At 75.2% G+C, this 23,449-nt stretch carries 23 protein-coding genes; 9 read left to right on the top strand and 14 right to left on the bottom strand.

Features of this window, described 5'->3' with window-relative positions:
* Window positions 1-31: 31 nt before the first annotated feature.
* Both NHH00_RS10725 and NHH00_RS10720 read left to right on the top strand, forming a co-directional pair.
* Window positions 32-649 carry a TetR/AcrR family transcriptional regulator gene (locus tag NHH00_RS10725; protein ID WP_253051928.1) on the top strand — a complete coding sequence of 206 codons (618 nt, stop codon included), beginning with the start codon at window positions 32-34 and terminating at the stop codon, window positions 647-649.
* Between the two features lie 125 nt (window positions 650-774).
* Window positions 775-1,539 (top strand): glucose 1-dehydrogenase, encoded by a 765-nt coding sequence (locus NHH00_RS10720; RefSeq protein WP_253051926.1) that lies wholly within the window; start codon window positions 775-777, stop codon window positions 1,537-1,539.
* A 33-nt stretch (window positions 1,540-1,572) separates the two neighbouring features.
* On the opposite strand, the gene NHH00_RS10715 is transcribed toward NHH00_RS10720, so the two are convergent.
* The gene (locus tag NHH00_RS10715) at window positions 1,573-1,947 is read right to left on the bottom strand and encodes a TraR/DksA family transcriptional regulator (RefSeq protein ID WP_253051924.1); all 375 of its coding nucleotides are present in this window, start codon (window positions 1,945-1,947) and stop codon (window positions 1,573-1,575) included.
* A 188-nt stretch (window positions 1,948-2,135) separates the two neighbouring features.
* Between NHH00_RS10715 and NHH00_RS10710 the strand changes: the two genes are divergently transcribed.
* The 3 genes from NHH00_RS10710 (at window position 2,136) to NHH00_RS10700 (ending at window position 4,279) form a co-directional block, all read left to right on the top strand.
* Window positions 2,136-3,065: a quinone oxidoreductase family protein gene (locus tag NHH00_RS10710; protein WP_253051922.1), complete on the top strand. Its 930-nt coding sequence runs from the start codon at window positions 2,136-2,138 to the stop codon at window positions 3,063-3,065.
* A 135-nt stretch (window positions 3,066-3,200) separates the two neighbouring features.
* Window positions 3,201-3,662 (top strand): hypothetical protein, encoded by a 462-nt coding sequence (locus NHH00_RS10705; RefSeq protein WP_253051920.1) that lies wholly within the window; start codon window positions 3,201-3,203, stop codon window positions 3,660-3,662.
* A gap of 134 nt (window positions 3,663-3,796) precedes the next feature.
* On the top strand, window positions 3,797-4,279 hold the full coding sequence (locus NHH00_RS10700) for an SRPBCC family protein (RefSeq protein WP_253051918.1): 483 nt from the start codon (window positions 3,797-3,799) through the stop codon (window positions 4,277-4,279).
* 13 nt (window positions 4,280-4,292) lie between these two features.
* Here NHH00_RS10700 and NHH00_RS10695 read toward each other — a convergent pair whose 3' ends face one another.
* Entirely contained in the window at window positions 4,293-4,895 is a 603-nt protein-coding gene (locus tag NHH00_RS10695; RefSeq protein ID WP_253051916.1) for a VanZ family protein, read from the bottom strand.
* 182 nt (window positions 4,896-5,077) lie between these two features.
* Between NHH00_RS10695 and NHH00_RS10690 the strand changes: the two genes are divergently transcribed.
* The 3 genes from NHH00_RS10690 to NHH00_RS10680 all read left to right on the top strand — a co-directional run bounded on the left by NHH00_RS10690 (window position 5,078) and on the right by NHH00_RS10680 (window position 7,557).
* Window positions 5,078-6,427 (top strand): sensor histidine kinase, encoded by a 1,350-nt coding sequence (locus tag NHH00_RS10690; protein ID WP_253051914.1) that lies wholly within the window; start codon window positions 5,078-5,080, stop codon window positions 6,425-6,427.
* Window positions 6,424-7,089 (top strand): response regulator, encoded by a 666-nt coding sequence (locus tag NHH00_RS10685; RefSeq protein ID WP_253051912.1) that lies wholly within the window; start codon window positions 6,424-6,426, stop codon window positions 7,087-7,089. Before NHH00_RS10690 ends, NHH00_RS10685 begins: the two co-directional genes overlap by 4 nt.
* 159 nt (window positions 7,090-7,248) lie before the next feature.
* Complete coding sequence (locus tag NHH00_RS10680; RefSeq protein WP_253051910.1) at window positions 7,249-7,557, top strand: SHOCT domain-containing protein; 309 nt, start codon at window positions 7,249-7,251, stop codon at window positions 7,555-7,557.
* Between the two features lie 74 nt (window positions 7,558-7,631).
* On the opposite strand, the gene NHH00_RS10675 is transcribed toward NHH00_RS10680, so the two are convergent.
* The 11 genes from NHH00_RS10675 to NHH00_RS10630 all read right to left on the bottom strand — a co-directional run bounded on the left by NHH00_RS10675 (window position 7,632) and on the right by NHH00_RS10630 (window position 20,688).
* Complete coding sequence (locus tag NHH00_RS10675) at window positions 7,632-9,119, bottom strand: dicarboxylate/amino acid:cation symporter (protein ID WP_253052490.1); 1,488 nt, start codon at window positions 9,117-9,119, stop codon at window positions 7,632-7,634.
* A 278-nt stretch (window positions 9,120-9,397) separates the two neighbouring features.
* Complete coding sequence (locus NHH00_RS21225) at window positions 9,398-9,550, bottom strand: putative leader peptide (protein ID WP_353707135.1); 153 nt, start codon at window positions 9,548-9,550, stop codon at window positions 9,398-9,400.
* A gap of 122 nt (window positions 9,551-9,672) precedes the next feature.
* Window positions 9,673-11,664, bottom strand: coding sequence for a penicillin-binding transpeptidase domain-containing protein (locus NHH00_RS10670; protein WP_253051908.1), 1,992 nt, complete (start codon window positions 11,662-11,664; stop codon window positions 9,673-9,675).
* A 141-nt stretch (window positions 11,665-11,805) separates the two neighbouring features.
* Entirely contained in the window at window positions 11,806-12,483 is a 678-nt protein-coding gene (locus NHH00_RS10665; protein WP_253051906.1) for a hypothetical protein, read from the bottom strand.
* Entirely contained in the window at window positions 12,480-13,979 is a 1,500-nt protein-coding gene (locus NHH00_RS10660) for a WXG100 family type VII secretion target (protein ID WP_253051904.1), read from the bottom strand. Before NHH00_RS10660 ends, NHH00_RS10665 begins: the two co-directional genes overlap by 4 nt.
* Window positions 13,980-14,151: 172 nt before the next feature.
* Window positions 14,152-14,442 carry a DUF1905 domain-containing protein gene (locus NHH00_RS10655; protein ID WP_253051902.1) on the bottom strand — a complete coding sequence of 97 codons (291 nt, stop codon included), beginning with the start codon at window positions 14,440-14,442 and terminating at the stop codon, window positions 14,152-14,154.
* A gap of 121 nt (window positions 14,443-14,563) precedes the next feature.
* The gene (locus NHH00_RS10650; protein WP_253051900.1) at window positions 14,564-15,790 is read right to left on the bottom strand and encodes a MalY/PatB family protein; all 1,227 of its coding nucleotides are present in this window, start codon (window positions 15,788-15,790) and stop codon (window positions 14,564-14,566) included.
* A 94-nt stretch (window positions 15,791-15,884) separates the two neighbouring features.
* The gene (locus NHH00_RS10645; protein ID WP_253051898.1) at window positions 15,885-16,718 is read right to left on the bottom strand and encodes a hypothetical protein; all 834 of its coding nucleotides are present in this window, start codon (window positions 16,716-16,718) and stop codon (window positions 15,885-15,887) included.
* Window positions 16,715-18,556: a bifunctional lysylphosphatidylglycerol flippase/synthetase MprF gene (locus tag NHH00_RS21045; RefSeq protein WP_253051896.1), complete on the bottom strand. Its 1,842-nt coding sequence runs from the start codon at window positions 18,554-18,556 to the stop codon at window positions 16,715-16,717. The genes NHH00_RS10645 and NHH00_RS21045 overlap by 4 nt, the downstream gene beginning before the upstream one ends.
* A 128-nt stretch (window positions 18,557-18,684) precedes the next feature.
* Window positions 18,685-19,419, bottom strand: a complete 735-nt coding sequence (locus NHH00_RS10635) for a DedA family protein (protein WP_253051894.1) — start codon at window positions 19,417-19,419, stop codon at window positions 18,685-18,687.
* A 105-nt stretch (window positions 19,420-19,524) separates the two neighbouring features.
* Complete coding sequence (locus NHH00_RS10630; RefSeq protein WP_253051892.1) at window positions 19,525-20,688, bottom strand: serine hydrolase domain-containing protein; 1,164 nt, start codon at window positions 20,686-20,688, stop codon at window positions 19,525-19,527.
* 99 nt (window positions 20,689-20,787) lie between these two features.
* On the opposite strand from NHH00_RS10630, the gene NHH00_RS10625 reads away from it, so the two are divergent.
* Window positions 20,788-21,807, top strand: a complete 1,020-nt coding sequence (locus NHH00_RS10625; RefSeq protein ID WP_253051890.1) for an LLM class flavin-dependent oxidoreductase — start codon at window positions 20,788-20,790, stop codon at window positions 21,805-21,807.
* Here NHH00_RS10625 and NHH00_RS10620 read toward each other — a convergent pair.
* Complete coding sequence (locus NHH00_RS10620; RefSeq protein ID WP_253051888.1) at window positions 21,801-23,447, bottom strand: polyamine aminopropyltransferase; 1,647 nt, start codon at window positions 23,445-23,447, stop codon at window positions 21,801-21,803. The two genes, NHH00_RS10625 and NHH00_RS10620, sit on opposite strands and share 7 nt — an antisense overlap.
* Window positions 23,448-23,449 lie beyond the last annotated feature (2 nt).

The raw sequence follows: 23,449 nt of genomic DNA, 5'->3' as shown, positions 1-23,449 counted from the left end.
CGACGGACGACGCGATCGGAGGTGGTGGACCGTGGACAAGCGCAGCGCGCGGACCGCCGCCCTCCTGCGGGACGCGATCCTCGAGCTCGCCGCGGAGCGGGACGTCGCCGACCTCACCGTCTCGGCCGTCGCCGCCCGCGCGGGCATCAACCGCGTGACGTTCTACGACCACGCCCCGAGCCCCGCGGACCTCCTCGTCCGCGCGCTGGCCGCCGAGCTCGACACGATCCGCGACCGGTTCTTCGAGGACGTCCGGGTGGCCGAGACGGCGGACGACGTCCCCGCCCGGTCGCGCGACGTCGTCGACCACTGGAGCCACGCGCTCGTCGAGCACGTCGAGGCGCACCTGCCCGTCTACGAGCGGGCGCTCGAGGGCGGGCTCAGCGCCCCGCTGTTCCGGCTGCTCGCGGGCCACGTCACCGAGACGCTCGTGGAGCACCTCGGCGCCCACCCCGGGCTCCTGCCCACGGGCGCCGGCACCGACGCGGAGGTCGCGACTACGGCTCGTGCCTTCGCCACGTACGTCGGCTTCGGCACGGTCGGCGCCCTCGAGGTCTGGCTCGCCACTCCTCCACCCCGCGACCCGGGGTTCTTCCCCCGGGTCGCCCGAGACGCCCTGCCCGCCTGGTGGACCACGCCGTCGACCTGACGAGCCGTCCCCTCCGCCGGTCGACCGTGCCGCCGGCGGGCAGGTGCACACCACACCGCGCGACGACGCCGGACCCGCTCACGAGGCGGGCCGACGCCGTCGCGCCCTCAGAAAGGAGCCCCACCATGGGCAGCACTCCCGGAAGGGTCCAGGACAAGGTCGCGATCATCACCGGCGGCACCGGCGGCATGGGCGTCACGCACGCCCGCGCCCTCGTCGCCGAGGGCGCGAAGGTCGTGATCGCCGACCTCGACGACGAGAAGGGCGAGGCGCTCGCCGCCGAGCTCGGCCCGGACGCGCGCTACGTCCACCTCGACGTCACGAGCGAGGACGACTGGGCCGCGGCCGTCGCCGCGACGATCTCGGCGTTCGCTCGCGTGGACGTGCTCGTCAACAACGCGGGCATCGCGAACGGCGGCCCGATCACCGAGTTCGACACCGCGGCGTGGCGCACGATCATCGACGTCAACCTCACGGGCACGTTCCTCGGGATCCGTGCGGTCTCGCCCGTCATGGCGAAGGCCGGCGCGGGGTCGATCATCAACGTCTCGTCCGTCGAGGGCATGCGCGGCAGCGCCGGGCTGCACGGCTACGTCGCGTCGAAGTTCGGCGTCCGCGGGCTCACCAAGTCGGTCGCGCTCGACCTCGGCCCGTACGGCGTCCGCGTCAACTCGGTGCACCCCGGGTTCATCTCGACGCCCATGACGGCCTCGCTCAACCCCGACGACCTGCTCATCCCCCTCGGCAGGCCGGCCGCGCCCGAGGAGGTCTCCCGGCTGATCCTCTTCCTCGCGAGCGACGAGTCGTCCTACTCCACGGGGTCGGAGTTCGTCGTGGACGGCGGCCTCATCGCGGGCGTGCCCTCGAAGAAGGGCCACGGCCAGCTCTGACCGGTCACGCGGGCCGGTTCAGGCGGTCAGGGTTCAGCGGACCGCGCACGCGACGCAGGTCCTCGCCGTCGGGCGCGCCTCCAGTCGCCCGGCGGCGATCTGCTGCCCGCAGGCCTCGCACACGCCGTAGGAGCCCGCGTCGAGCCGGGCCAGGGCGGCGTCGGCCTCCTCCACCCGCGCCGCCGCGTCGCGCGCGAGCGCGTCCACCTGGGCGCGCTCGAACGCGATGGTCGCGCCGTCCGGGTCGTGCTCGTCGTCCGCGTTCGAGTCGCGCGACGCCTCGACGATCCCTGCGACCTCGGCGCGCAGCGCGCGGAGCCGTGCCGCGGCGTCGGCCCGCACGGCGAGCAGGCGCACGCGCGCGGCGTCGCCCCGGGCGGGCGCTCGGCGGTCTCGTGGTGTCGTCATCTCGTCCCCTCAACGTCGCGGAGGGGGTGAAACCGTCCCGGACGGGGAGTCCTGCCCGTGGTGGGCGCATGACAGCGGCGGTCGACGGGTGGAAGAGTGGAACCGCCCGGCTCCCCCCGGGCCCGCCGCGCGGTCTCGCCCCCGCGGCGCGCGACCGACGTCCGACGGCGAGACCACAGGGGGTCTGCATGAGCACGGTCGTCGTCTTCGAGTCCTTCGGCGGGCCGGAGACGTTGCGGGTCGACGACGAGCACGTCGGCGAGCCCGGGCCCGGCCAGGTACGCGTCGCGAACCGCGTCGTCGGGGTCAACCCCGCGGACCTCAAGCGGCTCGCCGGCGCGTTCGGGGGCCGCGTGCCCGGCGTGCTCGGGTTCGAGGCCGCCGGCGTGGTCGACGCCGTGGGGCCCGACGTGCCCGACCTCGCTCCCGGCGACGAGGTCGTCTGGCACGGGACCGGCGCGCAGCGCGAGCTCTCGCTCGTCCGCGCCGACCACGTGCGCCGCACGCCCGCGTCCGTCCCCGTCGAGCAGGCGGCCGTGCTGCCCGTCGCGGCCGCGACCGCATTCTCCGCGCTCGTCCAGGCCGACGTCGGCGAGGGCGACGTGGTCCTGGTGCACGGCGCGAGCGGGGGCGTCGGATCGGCGGCGGTGCAGATCGCGACCGCGCTCGGCGCGCGCGTCGTCGGGACGGCGTCGCCCGCGAACCACGACTACCTGCGCGGTCTCGGCGCGGCCCCGGTCGCGTACGGGCCCGGTCTCGTCGACGCGGTGCGGGCGCTGCCGGACGGCTTGGACGCGGTGAGCGTCGTCGTCGACCTCGTCGGCACCGCGGACGCGCTCGCCGCGACCGTCGCGCTGCTGGGCGAGGACCTGGCGCCCGCCACCCCGGACGACCCGCCGAGCGCGGTGACGATCGTCGGGTCCGACGCGTCGCGCGCCGCGGGCGTCGTGGACAAGGTCGACGCGAAGGGCGCGCTCGACGAGGTACTCGCGCTCGCGGAGGACGGGCGGCTCCGGGCGGAGGTCTCGGCACGATTCCCGCTCACGGACGCGGCGGAGGCGCTGCGGCTCGTCGCCGACGGGCACGTCCGCGGCAAGGTCGTCCTCGACGTCCCGTGACCGGGACCTCGGTCCCGGACGGTTGTGACGCTGGGCACAAGGTTGCCCCGGGAACCGCAGGATTCCGCCGTTCCTGAGCGTGCGGCCCGCGAATCTTCTTGCGCCCCGCGTGCGCGAGAGTGTGAAATCGTTAGCATGCGTAAGTTTCTTGCCGCTACCGCGGCGCTCTCCTGTGCCCTCCTGCTGGCGTCCTGCGCCTCGCCGACCGACCCGGCGAGCGACGACACCGCGACCCCCGAGACCACGACCACGACCGAGGCGGCCTCCGAGGTCACGCCGGCCGTCGTGTCCGTGACCACGACGTGCAACATGTTCTACGGCGGCGAGTACTCCGCCGAGCGCCTCGTCACCGAGACGACGCCGCTGCTCGAGACGCCCGAGGACGAGGCCGCCGCCGCCGCGATCTACACCACGCGCGAGCGCCTCATCGCGGTCCAGAACTTCGCAGACCCCGACCTCCAGGAGAACCTCAACGGGATCAAGGCCCCGTTCGAGGCCGCCGTGCAGGAGGCCACGATCGACACGTCGTCGCTCCAGGAGTCTCTCGACGCCTTCCGCGCGCAGTGCACGGAGGCCGGGTACGCGTTCGCGTCCTGACCCTCGCACACCCCCGCGCCGCGGTCCGGGCGGCCCGTCCCTCGCCGGGGCGGGCCGTCCGCGCGTCCGGACCCGGACGCGGCGCGACCTCCGAGCGCGGGGCGTGACGGCGGCGCCCGTGGGAGCATCCGACCATGCCCGTGGTCGAGTCCTCCCTCGTGGTCCCCGTCGACCCCGCGACGGCGTTCGCCGTCTCCCAGACGACCGGTGACGTCCGCCTCCGCTGGGACCCGTTCGTCCGGCGACAGCACTTCCTCGACGGCGCCACGGCGCCCGCGAAGGGCGTGCGCACCTTCACCCGGCACCGCAGCGGACTGTCCATGGTGAGCGAGTACGTCTCCTACAACCCGCCGACGAACGTCGGGATGCGCATGGTCCGCGGGTCCTGGTTCTTCGAGAACCTCGCGGGCGGGTGGCGGTTCGCGCCCGACCCGTCCGGCGGCACGCGCGCCACCTGGCGCTACTCCTTCCGGTGCCGCCCCCGCTGGCTCGCCCCGCTCGCCGAACGCGTCGGCTCGTGGGTGCTCGGGCGCGACATCGACCGGCGCATCGCCGGGTTCGCGCGCGGCTGCGCCGACCCCGTCGTGCTCGCCGCGGTGCGCGAGCCGACCGGCTAGACGGACGGCGGCGCTACAGCCGGAACCGGACGCCCGTCACCCCGAGCCAGGTGAAGAACCCCGCCGCCAGCGCGACCAGCACGACGACGAGGGCGACGAGGACGCGGCGCCGGGCGTGGTCGCCGAACACGCGCAGGCCGAGCCAGGCGAGGCCCATGCCCACGAGCCCGCCGGCCGTGTTGGTGAGGACGTCGGTGACGTCGCTGGCCCCGATGCCGGCGACGTACTGGACGACCTCGAAGACGACGGACACCCCGACGACGAGGAGGAGCATCCTGGCGAAGCGCCGCTGCCGGGCCGCCAGGAGGACGAGCACGCCGAGCGGGACGAACACGAGGACGTTGACGGCCAGCTCTCGGGAGCCGAGGCCGCCGGTGGCCGTGCCGCCCATCGGGACCAGGTTGACCGACCGGCGGCCGACGAGGTCGCCGAGGTCGCCGAGGTCGCCGGTGTGGATCTTGAGCAGCACGACCCACACGAGCACCAGGACGTAGAGCCCGAGGACGACGCGCTCCGCGGTCCGGGCCGGGCGAGCCGGTGCTGGCCCGCCGCCGTCGGCCGCGCGGTCCTCGTCCTCGACGAGCCCGGGGTCCGCGTGCGGATCGTGCGCTGCCATGGGTCGCAGGCTACCGGCGCTCAGAGCGCGAAGCAGGATCGCCCTCACCGGCGGGGCTTCGGGTGTGACACCTCGGACAGGATCGCCGGGGGTGCAGGTTCGCCCGCACGGCACCCCGGGACGACGGCGCCCGGCACCCCGGTCGGACGCGGTCCGGCCGAGCGCGGCGTAGCGTGCGACGCATGGGCCCGCTCGACCGTCGCCGCCCCCGGGCGTTCCTCGCCGTGGTGCTCGCGGTGCTCTCGGTCGCCGGGTCGGTGGGTGCGACGCACGGGCAGCCGGGCGCGCGCCCGCTCGACCTCGCCGCCGTCGCCCTCCTCCTCGTCTCCCCGCTCGCACTCGTGCTCCTCGTGCCGCGTCCGGTCGCCGCGGTCGCGGTGTCGGTCGCGGCCGCCGGGGTCTTCCTCGTCGCCGGGTACGCGTGGGGTCCGGTCCTCGCGGGGCCCGTCGGCGTGCTGGTCGGGGTGCTCCTCAGCGGCCCCGCGGAGCGCGCGCGGCGCGTGGCGTGGGGCGGGGCCGTGCTGCTCGCAGGGGCCGTCGTCGCGGCGGCGGCCCTCCGCCCCGACGCCCCGCCGCGGGCGACGCTCCTCGGCGGGGCGGCGTGGACCGTCGTCGTGCTGCTCGTCGCGGGCGCGATCCGCGACCGGTCGGCCCGGATCGCCGCCGCACGGCAGGCCGAGCAGGTCGCGCGGGTCGAGCGGGAGCGCACGGCCGTCGCGGACGAGCGGCTGCGCATCGCGCGCGAGGTCCACGACGTGCTCGCGCACTCGCTCTCCGCGATCACCGTGCAGGCGGGCGTCGGGCTGCACCTGCTGGACCGCGACCCCGACCAGGCCCGCAGCGCGCTGACGGCGATCCGCACCACCAGCACGGAGGCCCTCGACGAGGTCCGTGCGGTGCTCGGCGTCGTCCGGGGGGAGCCGCTCGCGGAGGCGGCCGCGGCGCACGACCTGGCCGCAGCCGACGCCCCGCTCGCCCCGACGTGGGACCTCGCCGCGCTCCCCCGGCTCGTGCAGCGGGCGGAGGGAGGCGGGATCGCGGTCGCCCTCGCCGTGGATCCCGCTACCGCCGGGCTGCCCGACCGGCTCGCCGGGGTCGTCTACCGCGTGGTGCAGGAGGCCCTGACCAACGTGCGGCGGCACGCGCACGGCGCGACGCACGTCGACGTCCGCGTCGTCGTCGATGCGAGCGACGGGTCCGCGTCCGACCGGAGCGGCACCCGGGCGGACGGGGACAGCACCTCGCGCCGCGTGACGGTGACCGTCACCGACGACGGCGCGGGCGCACCCTCCGACGCCGAGCCGGGCTACGGCCTGCGGGGCATGCGCGAGCGCGTGGAGAGCGTCGGCGGGTCGCTCGCGGCGGGGTCGGTGCCCGGTCCGACACCGGGGCTGGGGTCGGAGCGGGAGGAAGGTACCGCTGGACGCGGCTTCCGGGTGCGGGCAGTCTTTCCCTGGCCGGGCACCACGCCCCGGTCGGGCAGCACCGGGCGGTCCGACGAGGGACCCCCGCGGCACGAGGAGGCACCATGATCGACGTCGTGCTGGCCGACGACCAGGCGCTCGTGCGCGGTGGCTTCCGTGCGCTCATCGACTCCGAGGACGACATGCGCGTCGTCGCCGAGGCCGCGACCGGGGACGACGCCGTCCGGCTCGCGCTGGAGCACCTGCCCGACGTCGTGCTCATGGACATCCGGATGCCCGGACTCGACGGGCTCGAGGCGACCCGGCGGATCGTCGCCGACCGTGCGGCGTCGCACGTGCACGTCGTGGTGGTCACCACGTTCGAGCTCGACGAGTACGTGACGGACGCGATCCGCGGCGGCGCGAGCGGGTTCCTCGTCAAGGACACCGAGCCCGTCGACCTCGTCCGCGCGGTGCGGGTCGCGGCGCGGGGCGACGCCCTGCTCTCGCCCACGGTGACCCGACGCCTGCTCTCCCGCGTCGCGGACGCGACGCGGACCGTCGGGCCGGTCCCCGGTGTCGAGGAGCTCACGCCGCGCGAGCGCGAGGTGCTCGTCGAGGTCGCGGGCGGGCTCTCGAACGACGAGATCGCGGGCACGCTCTACCTGTCGGAGTCGACCGTGAAGACGCACGTGTCGCGCGTCATGGCCAAGGTGGGTGCGCGCGACCGCGCGCAGCTCGTCGTCGCGGCCTACGAGTCCGGGCTCGTCCGGCCCGGCTGGGTGGGCTGACCGCCGGGCGCGAGGGGCCGCCCGGACCGGCACCGCGGGACGAGCGAGGTCGGCACGCACGGGGGACGACGCGGCGTCGGGCACCGGGAAGCCTGGAGGTGCGGCCGGATCACGGCCGCCCCCGCCGCCCGGCGGGGCGCACCGACACCGGAGGTCGTCATGCTCACCGCACTCACCGGGGCCGTGGTCCCCACGGAGGCCGTCGCGTCCGTGGCGCACGCCGGCTGGGGACCCGGACCGTGGTGGTTCGTCTTCCCGCTGCTGTGGTTCCTGCTGTTCGCGTCCGTGATCTTCCTGGTCGCCCGCCGCGCACGCCGCGGCTGGGGCCCGGGCGGCCCGAACGGCTGGCGCGCCACCGGCCCGGACCCCGTCGCGATCCTCGGCGAGCGCTACGCGCGCGGCGAGATCGACGAGCAGGAGTACCGCTCGCGCCTCGCGGTCCTGCGCGAGGGTCGCCCCCAGCCCTGACGCCGAGAACGACATGGGTGCCGTTATCCCGTGGATAACGGCACCCATGTCGTGTTCGACGGCGCGTGGGCGCGTCAGGCGGAGGCGCCTGCCGGCTCCTTGGTGGCCGACGGCGTGGCCTCCTCGGTCTCGGTCGTCGCCGAGGTCTCGGTGGCGGTCGTCTCGGTGGCGGTCGTCTCGGACGCGTCGTCCTCGTCCACGAAGAGGTCCTCCGCGCTGGCGGACTCGTACTTCTCGAGGTCGAGGATGCCCTCGCGCTTGGCGACGATCGTCGGGACGAGCGCCTGGCCCGCGACGTTGACCGCGGTGCGGCCCATGTCGAGGATCGGGTCGATCGCCAGCAGCAGGCCGACGCCCGCGAGCGGCAGGCCGACGGTCGAGAGCGTGAGGGTCAGCATGACGATCGCGCCGGTGAGGCCCGCGGTCGCGGCGGAGCCGACGACGGAGACGAACGCGATGAGCAGGTAGTCGGTGATCGACAGGTCGATGCCGAAGATCTGCGCGACGAAGATCGCCGAGATGGCCGGGTAGATCGAGGCGCAACCGTCCATCTTGGTGGTCGCGGCCAGCGGCACCGCGAACGACGCGTACTCGCTCGGCACGCCGAGGTTGCGCTCGGTGACGCGCTGCGTCACGGGCAGCGTGCCGATCGAGGAGCGCGAGACGAACGCGAGCTGGATCGCGGGCCATGCGCCCCGGAAGTAGCTCGAGATCTTCAGGCCGTTGGTGCGCAGCAGGATCGGGTAGACGACGAACAGCACGACCGCGAGGCCGACGTAGATCGCGACGGCGAACCACGCGAGCGATGCGAGCGACGTCCAGCCGTAGGCCGCGATGGCGTAGCCGATGAGGCCGGCGGTGCCGATCGGCGCAAGGCGGATGATCCACCACAGCACCTTCTGCACGATCGCGAGCGCGGAGCGGTTGAACGCGAGGAACGGGTCCGCCTTCTTGCCCGACTTGAGCGCGGCGATGCCGATCACCAGCGCGACGACGAGGATCTGCAGGACGTTGAAGTTCACCGAGGTCTCAGCGGCACCCGTGAGCGCGCCGTCGTCCCCCGTCGTCAGGCGGGTCGACGCCCCGATGCCCAGGACGTTGCCCGGGATGAGGCCGGTGAGGAAGTCGAGCCACGTGCCGGTGCGCCCCGCCTCGTAGGCGTCGTCGACGGACACCGAGGCGTTCTGGCCCGGGTTGAACAGCAGGCCCAGGCCGATGCCGACGGCCACGGAGATCGCCGCGGTGATGGCGAACCACAGGAGCGTCTGGCCGGCGAGGCGCGCCGCGTTGGTGACGGTGCGCAGGTTCGCGATCGACGCGACGATCGCGGTGAAGATGAGCGGCGGGACGACGGCCTTGAGCAGCGTGACGAACGAGGAGCCGACGGTGTCGAGCGTCGTGGTCAGGCCGTTGGGAACCTCGCCGGCCGCGTCCTGCGGGCCCATGGCGAGGGCGAGGGCACCGAGGCCGACGCCGACCGCGAGGCCCAGCAGGATCTGGACGCTGAACGAGGGGAACCGGCGCTTCTTCGTCGCGGGTGCGGCGGCCGGGGCCTGGCTCACCTGCTGCGAGCCGGCCTTCCAGGAGGCCGGTGAGGGGGTCGAGGACACAGGGGACCTTTCGGGTGTCGCGGGCGCACGAGCGCCCGCTCTCGGGAGAGGGGCTCGGGACGTCGTCGCGGGGCGCCGGCAGCAGCGCGGCCCGGGCAGGGCATCAGGCCGGAGGGCGTGAGGTCCTGACGGTGCGGGGCGCGCCACGCACGTCAGCGGCTCGGGTCGCGAGGCGACCCGGGGTCCTGACGGGTGTGCGGAGGCGGAGAGGCGTCAGCGGCGACGGGGGGTCAGCGACACAGCGCGCTGGCGACTCGACGGAGGTCGACGTCGCGGCGCTGGGTGAGCTGCCAGGCAGGCACGCTGACGAACACGAAGGTTCTCCCGGAACGGTGGGTTCTCGCTGGAAAGCGGGCAGACGGACGCCCGCGGCAACCGATCATACCCGCTGGTGCACAACGACCCGACCGGGGACCCTATTCCCCACCTCCGCGAGATAGCGATCCCCCCCGCCGAGAGAGCGACGCCCGGCACCGTTCCGGGCCGGGCGTCGCTACTCGCGAGGTCAGGCGTTGGGCGCGTCGAGGAACGCGTGCATCAGCGGGCCCGCGGTGACGGCGCCGCCGTCGCCCGTCTCGACGAACACGGCGACCGCGAGGTCCCCCTGGGTCGCGATCATCCAGGCGTGGGACTGGCTGCCGTCGCCGTACTGCGCGGTGCCGGTCTTGGCGCCGGGCTCCCCCGGCAGGTCCTGGAGGATCGACGCCGACCCCTCGGTGACGACCGCGCGCATGAGGTCCCGCAGCGTCGCCGCCTCCTCCTCGGTGAGGGTGCTCGCGGGCTGCTCGTCGGCGACGGTCTGCACGTCCGGGTGGACCAGGACGGGCGCCACCGTGTGCCCGGCGGCGACGCTCGCCGCGACGGTCGCCATCGCCAGCGGGGAGGCCTGGACCTTGCCCTGCCCGATCATCGACGCGGCGTGCTCGGTGCCCTGCGAGTCGGTCGGGACGTCGCCGAAGAACGCGGGCGCGCCCAGGTCGGACTCGACGCCCAGCCCGAGCGACGCGGCGGCGTCGTGCAGCGCCTGCTGCGTCACCGTGTCCCGCTGCCCGATCATCGCGGTGTTGCACGAGTTGGCGAAGGCGGTGCGCAGCGGCACGTCGCCGAGCGCCGCCGTCGGGTAGCCCGGGACGTTCTGGAACTCGCGGCCGTCCACGGAGATCGTGGGCGGGCACGCGACGGTCGTGTCGGGCGTGAGCCCCGCGCGCAGCATCGCGAGCGTCGTCGCGACCTTGAAGGTCGAGCCGGGCGCGTACTGGCCGGTCGTCGCGGTCGAGAGGCCCTCGCCCGCCGTCGAGCTCGCCGCGGCCAGCACGGCTCCGGTGGAGGGCTGGATCGCGACGATCGCGCTCGGCCCTTGCCCCGCCAGCACCGCCTCGGCGGCGACCTGCATGTCCGGCCGGAGGGTCGTGCTGAGGGGGACGCCGTCCACCGGGTCCACCGAGAAGACCTCGGTCACCTCGCCGTCGGCGTCGCCCTCGCCCGGCACGACCTCGATCGACAGGCCCTGGACGCCCCGGAGCTGCTCGTCGTACTGGCGCTGGAGGCCGGAGAGACCGACCTGGTCGCCGGCGGCGATCGCCCCCTCGGACTCCTCGACGATCTCCGCCGTCGCGTCCCCCACGCGCCCGAGGATGGGGCGCGCGAACTCGCGCGTCGGCGCGAGCGGGAGCTCGTCGTCGAGCACGCGGACGCCGTCGACCCCGCGCGCCGCGTCGACGTCGACCCCCGCCGTGTCCTCGGTACGGACCGTGATCGCCTCGACGAACGCCTTCTCCCCCGCCCCGGCGACGCGCTGCGCGTACTCCTCGGGGTCGAGCCCGACGATCGCGGCGAGCTCGCGCGCGGCGCGGTCCCACGCTCCCGAGGCGACGAGGGTCTTGTCGACGCCGATCCGGTAGACCGGCCGGTCCTGGACGATCGGGACGTCGTCCGCGCCGAGGATGCCCGCACGCACGGCGGGCACGCGCTTCACCGCGAGCCGGTCGCCCTGGCCGAGCTCGGGGACGAGCACGTCCGGCTCCCACACGACGTCCCACGCCCCGGGTCCGTCCTCGCCGTCGGCCGCCTCCGCGAACGTCAGCTCCGCCGTCGTCGTGTACTCCCAAGCCTGCTCCCCGGCGACCTCCCAGCGGTAGGCGAGCGTCGCCGTCGCACGGTCGCCCGCGTCGTCGCCCTCCTCCACGACGTCCACCGTCGAGACCTCGACCGTGCGCTCGTACGGCGCGAGCGGCTCGAGCACCGCCTCGAGGTGGGCCTGGACGTCCTTCGCGGCGCCGTTGCGGAACTCCAGACCGCTCACGTCGCCCGCCTGGATCGCCTGCGCGAGCGCGTCCGCCGCGTCCTGCGCCTCCGGCCGGTCGGGCGTGCACGCGGCGAGCGGGAGGGCCAGGACGGGCGCGAGCACCGCGGCGCTCGCCCAGCGCACGGCCCGGTGCCGGACGCGCGGCCGGCCCTGCGTGGTCGTCCGGCCGTGGTCGTGCGCGACGCTGCTCACTCGCTGCTCCCCTGCTCCGTGCCGTTCAGGACGGGAGGGACGCTACCTCACGCCCCGGACGTCCCGGGCGCTCGGGACGAACCGGCCCGGTTCGTCCCCCGGTTCTTCACGCCGGGCACGCGGAGGAGGCCGGCCGAGCCGTCAGTCCGGGGTGACCGGGCTGATCGCGTACCAGAGCCGGATGCTCTCGTCGCCGCCCGGCCCGGGCTCGTGGCTGATCTGCACGGACGTGACGACGTCGCCGTTCGAGCCGTTGATGCCCGTGCGCTCGCGCGTCCCGCCCGTGCGCGACGCGTCGAGCGACGCCGGGAGCTCGTCGAGCCAGCGGTCCACCTGCGACCGGGGGAAGCCGAGGACCTCGGCGTCGGCGACGAGCTGGTCGTGGACCGCCTGGCCGCCGGACAGCGTGCGGAACACGTTGATCGTGCTCACGTACCCCCGTCGGGGCTGGATCGTCAGCTCCTCGGCCGTCGTGGACCACGTCCCGTCCGGGAGGGTCAGCTCGACCTGCGCCGCGCCGTCGGGCACCCGCACGACGGCCTGCGACTCGCCCAGCCCCACGGACTCCGCGGTGATCGGCCTGCTCACGTCCCAGCGCATGGGCTCGCCCCTCTCGATGTCCTCGATCGTCGTCGTCCCGGCCTCGTCGCCCGACGCCGTCCCTCCGGTCGCCGCGCTCGTCCCGCCCGGGCTCGTGGTCGCGTCGTCCGGACCGCCGAACGTCACGGTGCACGCCGTCAGGACGAGCGAGCCGGCGAGCACGACGACCGCGGCCCGAGTCGCCGTCCGCCGCCGCCCGGCCAGGCCGAGCCGGCTCACTGGTCCACGTCCACGTCCCACTCGGTCAGTCTGTCAAGGATGCGGCCGATGCGTGCGGGGTTCGTGAGCCGGTAGTCGTCGATCCGGTCGGAGACGTCGGTGCCGATGATCTGCGCCGCCTGGTCCGGGTGCTGGGTGACGAGCTGCTGGTAGGCGGGCAGCGTGTCGTTCGCGATGTACTCCCAGCGCGTCGCCTGGTCGGCGATGTTGCCGCCCGGGAGCGGGGTCTCGACCGTCACGGTCCCCTGCACGGGGTTGTCGAAGGAGATGCCCGTGAACGGGATGCCGAGGTTCTCCGGGCCGGGCGTCTCGACGCTCACCGTGAAGGGGTCGTACTGCGCGTACGTGCCCGCGCCCGGGATCGACGGCTCGCCGACGAGCGTCATGAGGTACGTGAACGCCTCGCCCGTGACGGGGTGGCCGCGCATGGTCTGCCAGTCGTCGGCGATGATCTGGTTCTGCTCGCGCCACAGCAGCGCGGTGTTGCCGTCCGCGAGCGCCTGCGCGTCACCCGCCCGTCCGGCCTCGATGTCCGCCCACGCCTGGTACGCGGCGTCGTCGATGACGCCGGCCTCGAGCAGCCGCTCCATCTCCTCCATGCCGCCGCTGATGTACGCCTCGTGCATGACGGCCTGGTCGACGAAGATCTCGCGTTGCATCGACAGGAACTGGTTCTCGTAGAACCCGAGCTCGGCGTCGGTCATGGTCGCGATCGCCTCGAGGGCCGCGCGGTCCACGCCGGGCGGGAGGGCCCGCGCACCGGTCGCGACGTCCTGCGCGAGCTGCCGCATCATGTCGAGGTCGAAGAACCCGGCGGCGAACGACGGCCCGATCATCGCCGCCATGCCGGCCCACTGCATCCACGGCTGGTCGAGGTAGAGCTCGCCGTAGTACGTGTAGACGCCCTCGATGATCTCGCGGTTCGCGGACGCCCCGGCCGACGGGTCCCAGTCGGCGAAGTCGAAGCCCGCCTCGGCCGCGGCGACGCGCGTCCAGTGCGCGACGACGAGGTCCGAGAAGCCGGGCGAGTCCGGGTCGACGCCGAGCCGCACGAGCTGCGCGTAGAGCGCGGCGACCTGGGCGTCGGTCGCGTTCGCGAGCCAGTCCGCGCGCTCGCTCGCGTCCATCGCGGCGTACTCGGCGGGGGTGGGCGTGGGGACGCTCTGCCGGGGGCCGCCGGGTCCCGACGTGGGGCCGCCGCCGGGGCCGCCCAGGGTGCCGCCGCCGTCGCTGCTCGCGGACTCCTGCTGGTCGGCGTCGGCGGCGAGCTGGTCGGCCGCGGTGTCGAGGAGGGTCGCGGCGGCGGCGAGCGAGGGTCCGAGGCTCGCGGCCCAGTCGCCGCGGAACTCCGCGGCGTCGGGGCCCTCCCAGCGGGTCGCGGCGTCGACGACGGACGTCACCTGCGCCCGGTGGGCGCGCAGCGCGTCCGCACCCCCGCGCAGGGTCGACGCGAGCGCGCGCAGCGCCCGGACGTCGGCGCCCCACAAGCCGCTCATGCCGTCTCCTCCCCGCACCTGCGCGTGTCCCCTCACGCGCACGTGTCGACAGCCTCGTCTCGACGGTCGCACGCCGACGCTACGCGGCGCGCACGTCCGCCGCGATGGGGAGCGCTGCCCATCCCGCCCGACGCGACGGGCGTCGTCGCGCGGGACGGGTCGCGGGCGGGCCTCAGCTCAGACGTCGTTCGAGGCGCACGGTGACGGTGTCGCCCACGTCCTTGCCGAGGCGCTTGCGCACGGCCGCGTTGAGCGACAGCATCAGACCGCCCGCGCCGGTCGGCATCAGCCCGACGTTCCGCAGGGGGACGTCGTCGACGGTCGCGTCGACCCGCACCGACCGCAGGGACCCGAAGATCTCGCGCGCCTCCGGCACCTCGACGCAGGGCCAGGTGTCGCCCTTGACGTCGACGCCGACGGGCGCGGTGAACGTGCGGTCGAGGGGGACGGGATCGAACGGCATGGTGCCTCCGGGGGTCGGGGTGCTGGTCGGGCTGTCGGCCGAGGTGATGACCGTGCGCGCGCCGCGATGTCGTCGGTCGCCGGGGCGCCGGGGCGGCCGGGGCGGCCGGGGCGGCCGGGGGTCAGGATCGCCTGAGGGAGGCGCCCATGCGCTCCACGGCCTCGGTGAGCACGTCGACGCCGGTCGCGAGGTTGAGGCGCACGTGGCCCTCGCCCCCGGGGCCGAACCGGCGCCCGTCCTCCAGCGCGACGCGCGCCCGGTCGAGGAACCAGCCGCGCGGGTCCCGCGCCGGTGCCGGGGCGCCGTCGGAGGAGGGGACGCCGTCGATCCCCCGACAGTCGAGCCACGCGAGGTAGGTCGCCTCGCCCGGCCGATACCGGACCCCGGGCAGGTGCTCCGCGAGCAGGTCGGCGAGGAGCCACGCGTTGCGCTCGACGCCCGCGAGCACGGCGTCGAGCCACGCCTCCCCGTGGTCGAGCGCGGCCACGTGCGCGAGCACCGACACGTGCTGCACGCCGTGGCTCGCCTCCTCGGGGATCCGGCGCAGGTCGTCGGCGGCGTCCGGTCCGGCGACGGCCGCCGCCGCCTTGATCCCCGGCAGGTTCCAGGCCTTGGACGCGGAGACGATCGCGACGGCCCGCTCGGAGCCCGGGACGGCGAGGAGCGGGGTGTGGGTCGTCGCCGTGCGGCCGTCGAGGCCCGGGCGGGTGAGCGGCGCGTGGATCTCGTCCGCGACGACGCGCACCCCGTACCGGGCGGCGAGCGCGAGCCCCGCCTCCAGCTCCGCGGGGGTGTGGATCGTCCCGGTGGGATTCTGCGGGTTGCACACGAGCCAGACGGCGCGACGCCCGCTCCCGGGGCCGCGCCCGTTCGCGGCGACGCCCGTCGCGTCGGCGAACGCGCGCTCGAGCGCGCCGAGGTCGAGCCGCCCGTCGGTGCCCAGCGGCGCGTCGACCACCCGCCGCCCCTCGTTCGCGGTGAACCCGTAGAACGGCGGATAGACGGGCGGGTTCACGACGACCGCGTCGCCCGGTGCCGTGAGCACGCGCAGCACCTCGACGATCGCGAGCATCACGTCGGGCAGGGTGCGCGACGTCGACGCGTCGAACGACCAGCCCCACCGGCGCTCCGCGAACCGCGCGTACGCCTCGCCGTAGGCGGTGCCGACGTCGTACCCGGTGTCGCCCGCGCGCAGGGCCGAGGTGACGGCGTCGACCACGGCCTCGCACGGCGCGACGTCCATCTCCGCGACGAACAGCGGCAGCACGTCGGGGTCGAACGCGCGCCACTTCACCGACGTCCGACGGCGCAGCTCGTCGAGCGTGAGGACGTCCAGGGGTGTGCGCATCGTTCTCCTCCCTCGGTGCCGAACCCGGGACGTCTCCTCAGGAAGCCGTGCGCGTGGGGAGCGACCCCGGGTTCGGCGGGTCGACCCGGCCACCCTAGGGTGTTTCCGGGGCCGCGGGCGTCGGGACCGGTTCCTCCGCGGCGGCGTTCGCCGGGCTCGTCGCGAGGACGACGCAGCCGCCCACCGCGGCGAGCGTCGCGAGCCCCGCGGGCACGGCCCAGCCCGACCGCACGACGTCGCCCAGCACCGCGAGCCCCACGATCCCGGGCACGAGCACCTCGAGGACGGACACCGTCGCGGCGACGGTGCCGACGGCGCCGCGCTCGAGCGCGCGCAGGTACGCGAGCGCGCCCGCGACGCCGCCGAGGACGATCGCGATCGCCAGCGGCTGGAACACCGTGTCGAGCAGGTCGCCGGACGCGTGGGCCCCGCGCGCGGCCACCGCCGCCACCGAGTACCCGAGGCCGCCGAGCACGGCGAGGAGCACGGGGTGCCCGCGCCGGTACGCGGCGGCCGTGCCCACCGCGACGGCGGCCCCGGCGACGTTCACCCACGTCACGAAGCCCGCCGGCGGGTGCGTCGCGGGCTGCTCCCCCGCCGCGAGCGCGAGCACGACGAGGCCCAGCACGACGACGCCCATCGCCACGAGGTCCGTGCGGCGCAGCGTCGCGCCGAGCACGAGCCGCGCGAGCAGCACGACGACGACCAGCGACGCCGCGACGACGGCCTGCACGACGAACAGCGGCAGGTGGTCGAGGGCGAGGAGCGAGAGGAGCCACGCGACGCCGTCGACCACGAGCCCGCCGATGACGAGCGGCTGCGCCACGACCGCGAGGCCGTGCGCCCGGCGCGTCGCGACCGCCTGCATGATGGTGCTCACCGCGTACAGGACGCTCGCGGCGACGGCGGCGAGGAGCGACAGGATCACGAGGTCTCGTCCCCGGCCGCGGTGGCGGGTCGGGACGGCGCGACGCCCGGAGCGGGCTCCGTCGGCGCGGTGCCCACCCCGCGCAGGAACCGGCCGATCACGGGGATCTCCGTGACCCCCTCCGCGCCGGCCATGACGAGCGCCTGCGCGGCGGCCTGCTCCGCCGAGTCGAGGACGACGTAGCGGCGCGTCCAGCCGGGGTCGAACTTGTCGTTGAACGTCGCGAGCGTCTCCACCTGCGTGCCCTCGGAGAACCGCTTGACGACGGGCCGCACGAGCTGGTCGAGCCGCGAGTCGCGCTCGCCCTCCATGAGCTCGCGCAGGACGGCGAAGTTGAGGCCCAGACCGCGCTGGCCCCGCGCGACGAGCTCCGCGATCGTCGCGACGATCGTCGCGTCGACGAGGCCGTTCGGCAGGTCGGGGACGTCGAGGCGGCGCCGCATGACGTCGAGCGACCAGCCGTCGATGTCGCTCGCGGGCACCCACTGGCAGAACGCGTCCACGCGCCCCTCGGCGGACCGGGTGACGGAGAGCATGAGCCCGGTGTCGTGCGGGTCGAACAGGCGCGAGAGCGTCATGGAGAACCCCCGCTCGTCCTCGCCGCGCCGCGACTCGTCGCTCATCGCGGCGATCTCGTCGCGCAGCGCGGGGTCGAGGGTCGTGGGGTCGTGGAAGGTCGTCGTGTAGCCGGCGCGTGCGACGCGGTTCACGGCCTGGCGCAGCGACTTGTGGGCCTTGCCCTCGAGCGTGAACGACGGGCAGTCGACGGTCGCCTCGTCGCCGAGGTAGGCCGGGAGCAGGCCCGACGCCTCGTAGACGGGCAGCCACGGCTCCCCCGCCGCGACGACCGCGACCTTCCAGCCGTTGCGCGCGACGTGGTCGAGGAACTCGGCCCAGACGAGCTCGCGCTCGGCCGGCGGGCAGACCGGGTCGGGCGAGACGAGGCACACGCCGTTGCGCACCGAGTGGGCCACGACCCCGTGGCCGACGAAGAACCAGTCCTTGTCGTCGCGCAGGGCGAAGTAGTCGAGCGTGCCGCCCCCGTGCGCCGCCACGACGGCGCGCGCCTTCTCCCGCTCGGCGAGGTGCTCCGCAAGCGTCGCGGGCCTGGGCGACCGCGGCGAGAGCAGCCACCAGAGCACGAGCACCACGAGCACGAGGTTCAGCACCGTCGCGACGGCGGCGATCCCGCGGGCCGCGCTCTCGAGCTCGGCGTCGCCCGCGTCGCGCGCCGCGAGCACCACGGCGACCGCGACCACGACGAGGACGAGCGCGACGCCGATCGCGACGAGGAGCAGCACCGCCCGGCGCACCGCGCGCCGCGTGGGCAGGACGGGGAACGCGCGCCACTGCGTGAGCAGCCACCCGACGGCGAGCAGCACGACGACCGCGGGCAGCGCGTGCCGGTGGTGCACCAGGTGCGCGACCGCCGTCAGGCCCAGCACCGCGCACGTGACGACCCACGAGAGCCGGTGGCCGTTGCGCAGGCCTCGCGCCGTGAGGAGCAGCACGACGGCGGCGAGCAGGATGCTCGACGCGCGGCTGCTCGCCTCGACGCCGGGCAGGAAGTCCTGGAAGACGGTCAGCCGTTCCCAGAGCCGCCGCGCGACGAGGCCCGCGAGCGAGAGCACCGCGAGCACCACGACGACGGTCGCGGCGACCCGGCGCACGCGGACCCGGTGCCGCTGGGCCGCGAGCGGGGAGTGCCGCCCCGTCGCGACGAGAGCCCCGTCGGCCCCGGCGGCGGGCGCGGCCCGGGACGCGCCGGACGACGCGCTCGGTGACGGGCTCGCTGACGGGCTCGGCGACGCGCTCGGTCGGGGGGTCTCGTCGGGCACGCTCCGATCATCCGCCAGGCCCGTCCCGACCGCGCGGGCGGGCGGCCACGGGGCGCGGCCGCGATACGAGCGCGGGGACACCCGGCGTCGGAACGCTCCGAGTCCGGACCGTCAGGCGTCGGGAGCGGTCAGGCCTCGTCCCGGGCGGGCGACGACGACCGCGCGCCGCGCGCGTGGGCGGGGCGCTCGTCGTCGTTCACCCAGCGCCAGACGCGCGTCACGACGAACCACACGACCGCGGCCGCGACGACCACGATCACGATCTTCTGGAGCACGCCGGCGTACTCCTCCACGACGTGCCACTGCTCGCCGAGCGCGTACCCGGCGTAGACGAAGATCGTGTTCCACACGAGGCTGCCCGCCGCGGACAGGCCGAGGAACTTCCACAGCGGCATGCGCTCGACCCCGGCCGGGATCGAGATGAGGCTGCGGAAGATCGGGATGAAGCGACCGAAGAAGACGGTCGCGCCGCCGTGCTTGAGGAAGAACTGCTCGGTGCGGTCGACGTCCGCGACCTTGACGAGCGGCAGGCGCTCCGCGACCCAGCGCGTGCGCTCGCGCCCGACGAGCGCCCCGACGAGGTACAGCGCCAGCGCCCCGACGACCGACCCGGCCGTCGTCCACACGATCGCCTCCACGAGCCCGAAGCTGCCCTGGCTCGCGGTGAAGCCCGCGAGCGGCAGGATGATCTCGCTCGGCAGGGGCGGGAACAGGTTCTCGAGCGCGATCGCGATCGCCGCGCCGACGGGCCCCAGCGTCTCCATGAGGTTCACGGCCCAGCCGGCGACGCCGTCGAGCGCGGGCTCCGCCGTCGACGCGGCGGGCAGGGCGGCCGAGAGGGCGGTCGAGAGTCCGGAGGGCATGGTCCCCGAGCCTAGGCGAGCGTCGGGACCCCGCTGGGCCGATGCGGGCGAGACCGTGTGGAGGTCTCGTGCGAAGCCGCCCGGACGGACCCTGCCCGGCCCGCGTCAGCCGCGCACCAGCGCGTCGATCCTCCGGACCGGGTCCCAGGCGCCCGCCTCGCCGTTGGAGACGACGACGACCGTCACGCCCGGCGCCCCGGCCGGCGGGAGACCGTCCGGGACGGATCCGCCCGCGTCCGGGTAGTGACGGAGCATCGCGCTCGACCCGGTGTTGATCCCCTCCTTGTACGCGGAGCGCACGGACCCGTCGGCGAGCAGCTCGAACTCGAGCCCGAACCCGTAGTGCACGCTCGCCGCACGCTCGCCGCCCTCGGCGTCCTTGTCGTCCGTCTCGTCCGTGTCGCCGTCGTCGTGCTTGACCTGCGGCGTGAGGAACGCGCGCGTGAGGTCGGGGGGCAGGAGCTCGCCGCCGCGGACCGCCGCCCAGAACCGGGCGAGGTCGCGCGCGGTGACGTGCGCGCCGCCGTCGGGCGAGCCGACGGGCGGGTAGGAGTAGATGTTCTGCCGCCACCCGGTGATCCGCCCCTCGCCGCGCGGTCCGTCGAGGACCGGCTCCCAGCCCTCGGCGACGTCGGGCTCGGCCTCGTCCATGCGGAAGAAGCCGGAGCCGTCCATGCCGGCGCGGGCGAACACGTGCTCGCGCACGTACTCGCGGTACGTGCTGCCGGTGACGGCCTCCAGCGCGAGCCCGGCGAGCACGAAGCCGACGTTGCAGTACCGGCACCCCTCCCCCGGCGGGAAGTTCGGCTCCTTGTGGACGAAGCCGGGGAGGAAGTCGGCCGTGCGCGTCACCGAGTAGCTCGGCCGGTCGACCCACAGCGCCTCGTACGACTCGCCCGCCTCCTCGTCGGCGTCGTCCGCGATGCCCGACGTGTGCGTGAGCAGGTGGCGGAGCGTCACCTCGCGCGGGATCGTCGTGCCGGCGAGGTCGACGTGGTCGTGGATGCGGTCGTCGAGCCCGAGCCGCCCCTCCCCGACCTGCTGGAGCACCGCGACGGCGGTGAACAGCTTGGTCACGGACGCGACGTCGAAACGCGTGCTCGTACGGACCGGGACGCCCCAGCGCCGGGAGGCGACGCCGTACGCGCGCTCGAAGAGCACGTCGCCGTCGCGCTCGATCCGCACCACGCCGGAGAACGCGTCGGCGTCGGCCGCCCCGCGCAGGTGGGTGTCGAGGGCGGCCAGGGCGTCGTCGTCGAGCGCGGTCATGCCTCGACGGTAGGCGGGCTGCTCCCGGGGCGGCCAGGTCTTTGCGGTCGCCGGTGGCGGGCGCGGCCCCTGGGAGCGCTGCCAGGGTACGGTCGCGGCATGGCGACCTCGACGACGACTCCTGCGCTCGGCGTGATCCTGCCGCGCGAGCTGCCCGCCGACCAGATCGTGCCGTTCGCGCGCCGCGCCGAGGAGGTGGGCCTCGACGAGGTGTGGGTCGTCGAGGACCTCACGTTCCACGGCGGGATCGCGCAGGCCGCGACCGTCCTGGCGGCGACGCAGCGCCTCACCGTGGGCATCGGGATCCTCCCCGCCGCGACGCGCGCGCCGTCGACCGCCGCGATGGAGGCCGCGACGCTCGCCGCCCTGCACCCGGGCCGCCTGCACCTGGGGATCGGGCACGGCATGCCCGCGTGGATGCGGCAGATCGGCGTCTGGCCCGCGAGCCCGCTCGCGATGCTCGCGGAGACGACGTCGGCCGTGCGCGCGCTCCTGCACGGCGAGCGCGTCACGGTCTCGGGCCGGTACGTGACGGTCGACGACGTCGCGCTGCACGCCCCGCCCGCCTCGCCGCCGCCCGTGCTCGCCGGGGTGCGCGGCCCGCGCTCCCTCGAGGTCTCCGGCCGCGTCGCCGACGGGACGATCCTCGACATGCCCGTGACGCCCGAGTACCTGGCCGTCGCGCGCGCCGCGATCGACGCCGGGCGGGCGAGCGCGGGCGACGCGGCCCCGCCCGAGCACCGCGTCGTCGCGTTCTCGCTCGGCGCGGTGCACGACGACGTCGCGACCGCCCGCGCGATCGTCCGGCCGAGCCTCGCCGTCCTGGGCGAGGCGGACTGGTCGGCGCAGATCGACCCGCTGCCGTTCGCCGACGACTTCCGCGCCCTGCGCGCCGCGAGCGACACCCCCGAGGCCTTCGCCGCCGCGATGCCGGACGCGTGGGTCGACGCGCTCGCCGTCGTCGGTCCGCCGGACGCCTTCCGCGCCCGGCTCGCCGAGCTCGGCGCGGGCGGGGTGTCGAGCGTCGTGCTCGTCGCGACGAGCCCGGACCCGGCCCGCCCGGACGACCCCTTCGCGGCGCTCGACGCGCTGGAGGCAGTGGCGCACGCGGCTCAGTAGCGCCAGGCGCGCATGTCCTCCTGGTACGTGCGCTGCACGGTCGGGGAGAGCAGGGTCGACGACGGCAGGTCGCGCGGCGGGTTGTCGGCGGGCAGGCGCGTGGTCGCGGCGAGCGACGCCGCGTCGTGGAACCGCAGCCCCTCCGGGAGGGGTGTGCGCGCGAAGAGCCCGGGCACGCCGTCGGGCTCCCCGAGGCCCCCGGCCCCGGGTGCCGCCGGCCCGGGAAGGGACAGCGCGAAGCCCCACTCGCCGAACGACGGCACGTTGACCGTGAGCGGCACGACGGCCCGGTCGGGGGCCGCGGCGCGGACGGTCGAGACGACCTGCCAGAACGCGTCCGGCGTGAAGTACGACGACGTCGCCTGGGTCGCGAACGCGCCGCCCGGCCGCAGGTGCGCGGCGACCATGCCGTAGAACTCCTGCGAGTACAGCTTGGCGACCCGCTCGGTGGACGGGTCCACGAGGTCGACGAGCACGACGTCGAACGCCTGCGGGGTGTCCTCGACCCAGCGGAAGGCGTCGGCGTTGACGACCGTCACGCGCGGGTCGTCGAGCGCGTGCTCGTTGAGGTCGGTGAGGAGCCGGTTCTCGCGCGCGAGGTCGGTGACCGCGGGGTCGAGGTCGACGAGGGTGACCTCCTGCACCGAGTCGTACCGCAGCACCTCACGTGCGAGGAGTCCGTCGCCGCCGCCGAGGATCGCGACGGACGCGGGCGCGGCCACGGACGTCATCGCCGCGTGCGCGAGGGTCTCGTGGTACCGGGCCTCGTCGACGGAGGAGAACTGGAGCTGGTTGTCCAGGTAGAGGCGCGTGTCGCCGCGGTACTCGGTGACGACGACCTGCTGGTACGCGCTGCGCTCCTGCGCCACGACGGGGTCCTGGTACATGCCCGCGCTGATGCGCGTCTCGAGCCACGTGGACGCGGCGAACCCGGCGAGGAGGACGGCGAGCGTCACGCCGGCGAGGACGGTCCAGCGCGGCGGGTGGCCCATGCGCGCGAGCATGAAGGCCGCGACCGCGACGTTGAGCACGGCGACGGCGAACGCGGTGCGGACGAGCCCGAGGTACGGCAGCAGGAGGAACGGGAACAGCAGCGACGCCGCGAGCGCCCCGAAGTAGTCGAGCGCGAGCACCTTCGACAGGAGCGAGACGGACCCCTCGCTCCCCCGCTCCTTGAGCACCGCGACGAGCAGCGGGATCTCGACGCCGATCGCCGTGCCGATCGCGAGCGACAGGATCACGAACACGACCCACGCGAGCTCGGTCGACGCGTACGCCCAGAACAGCGCGAGCACCGACGTGCCGCCGAGGAGCGAGAGCACGAGCTCGTTGCGGACGAAGCTCAGGCCCGCGGCGCGCTGCAGCCGGGGCGCGAGGAGCGAGCCGAGGCCCATGCCGAACAGCGTGAGTCCCGTCGCGACGGAGAACGCGACGACGGAGTCGCCGAACAGGTACGACGCCGCCGTCCCGAGGATGAGCTCGTAGACGAGGCCGCCGACGGCGACGAGCAGCGCGGCGGCGAACACCGTCGGTCGGTCCATGCGGCGCGCGCGCCCGGCGCGGCCGGCCGCGGGGGCGACGTCGCCCTCGGCCTCGGGGGCCGCGGGCGCGCCGGGCGGGAGCTGTTCCTGGTCGAGCACGG

The sequence above is a fragment of the Cellulosimicrobium cellulans genome, assembly GCF_024124905.1.
In the GTDB taxonomy this organism is placed as follows: domain Bacteria; phylum Actinomycetota; class Actinomycetes; order Actinomycetales; family Cellulomonadaceae; genus Cellulosimicrobium; species Cellulosimicrobium cellulans_G.
Note: the sequence above shows the minus strand (reverse complement) of the source record. Positions and strands in the feature narration are given on the sequence as shown.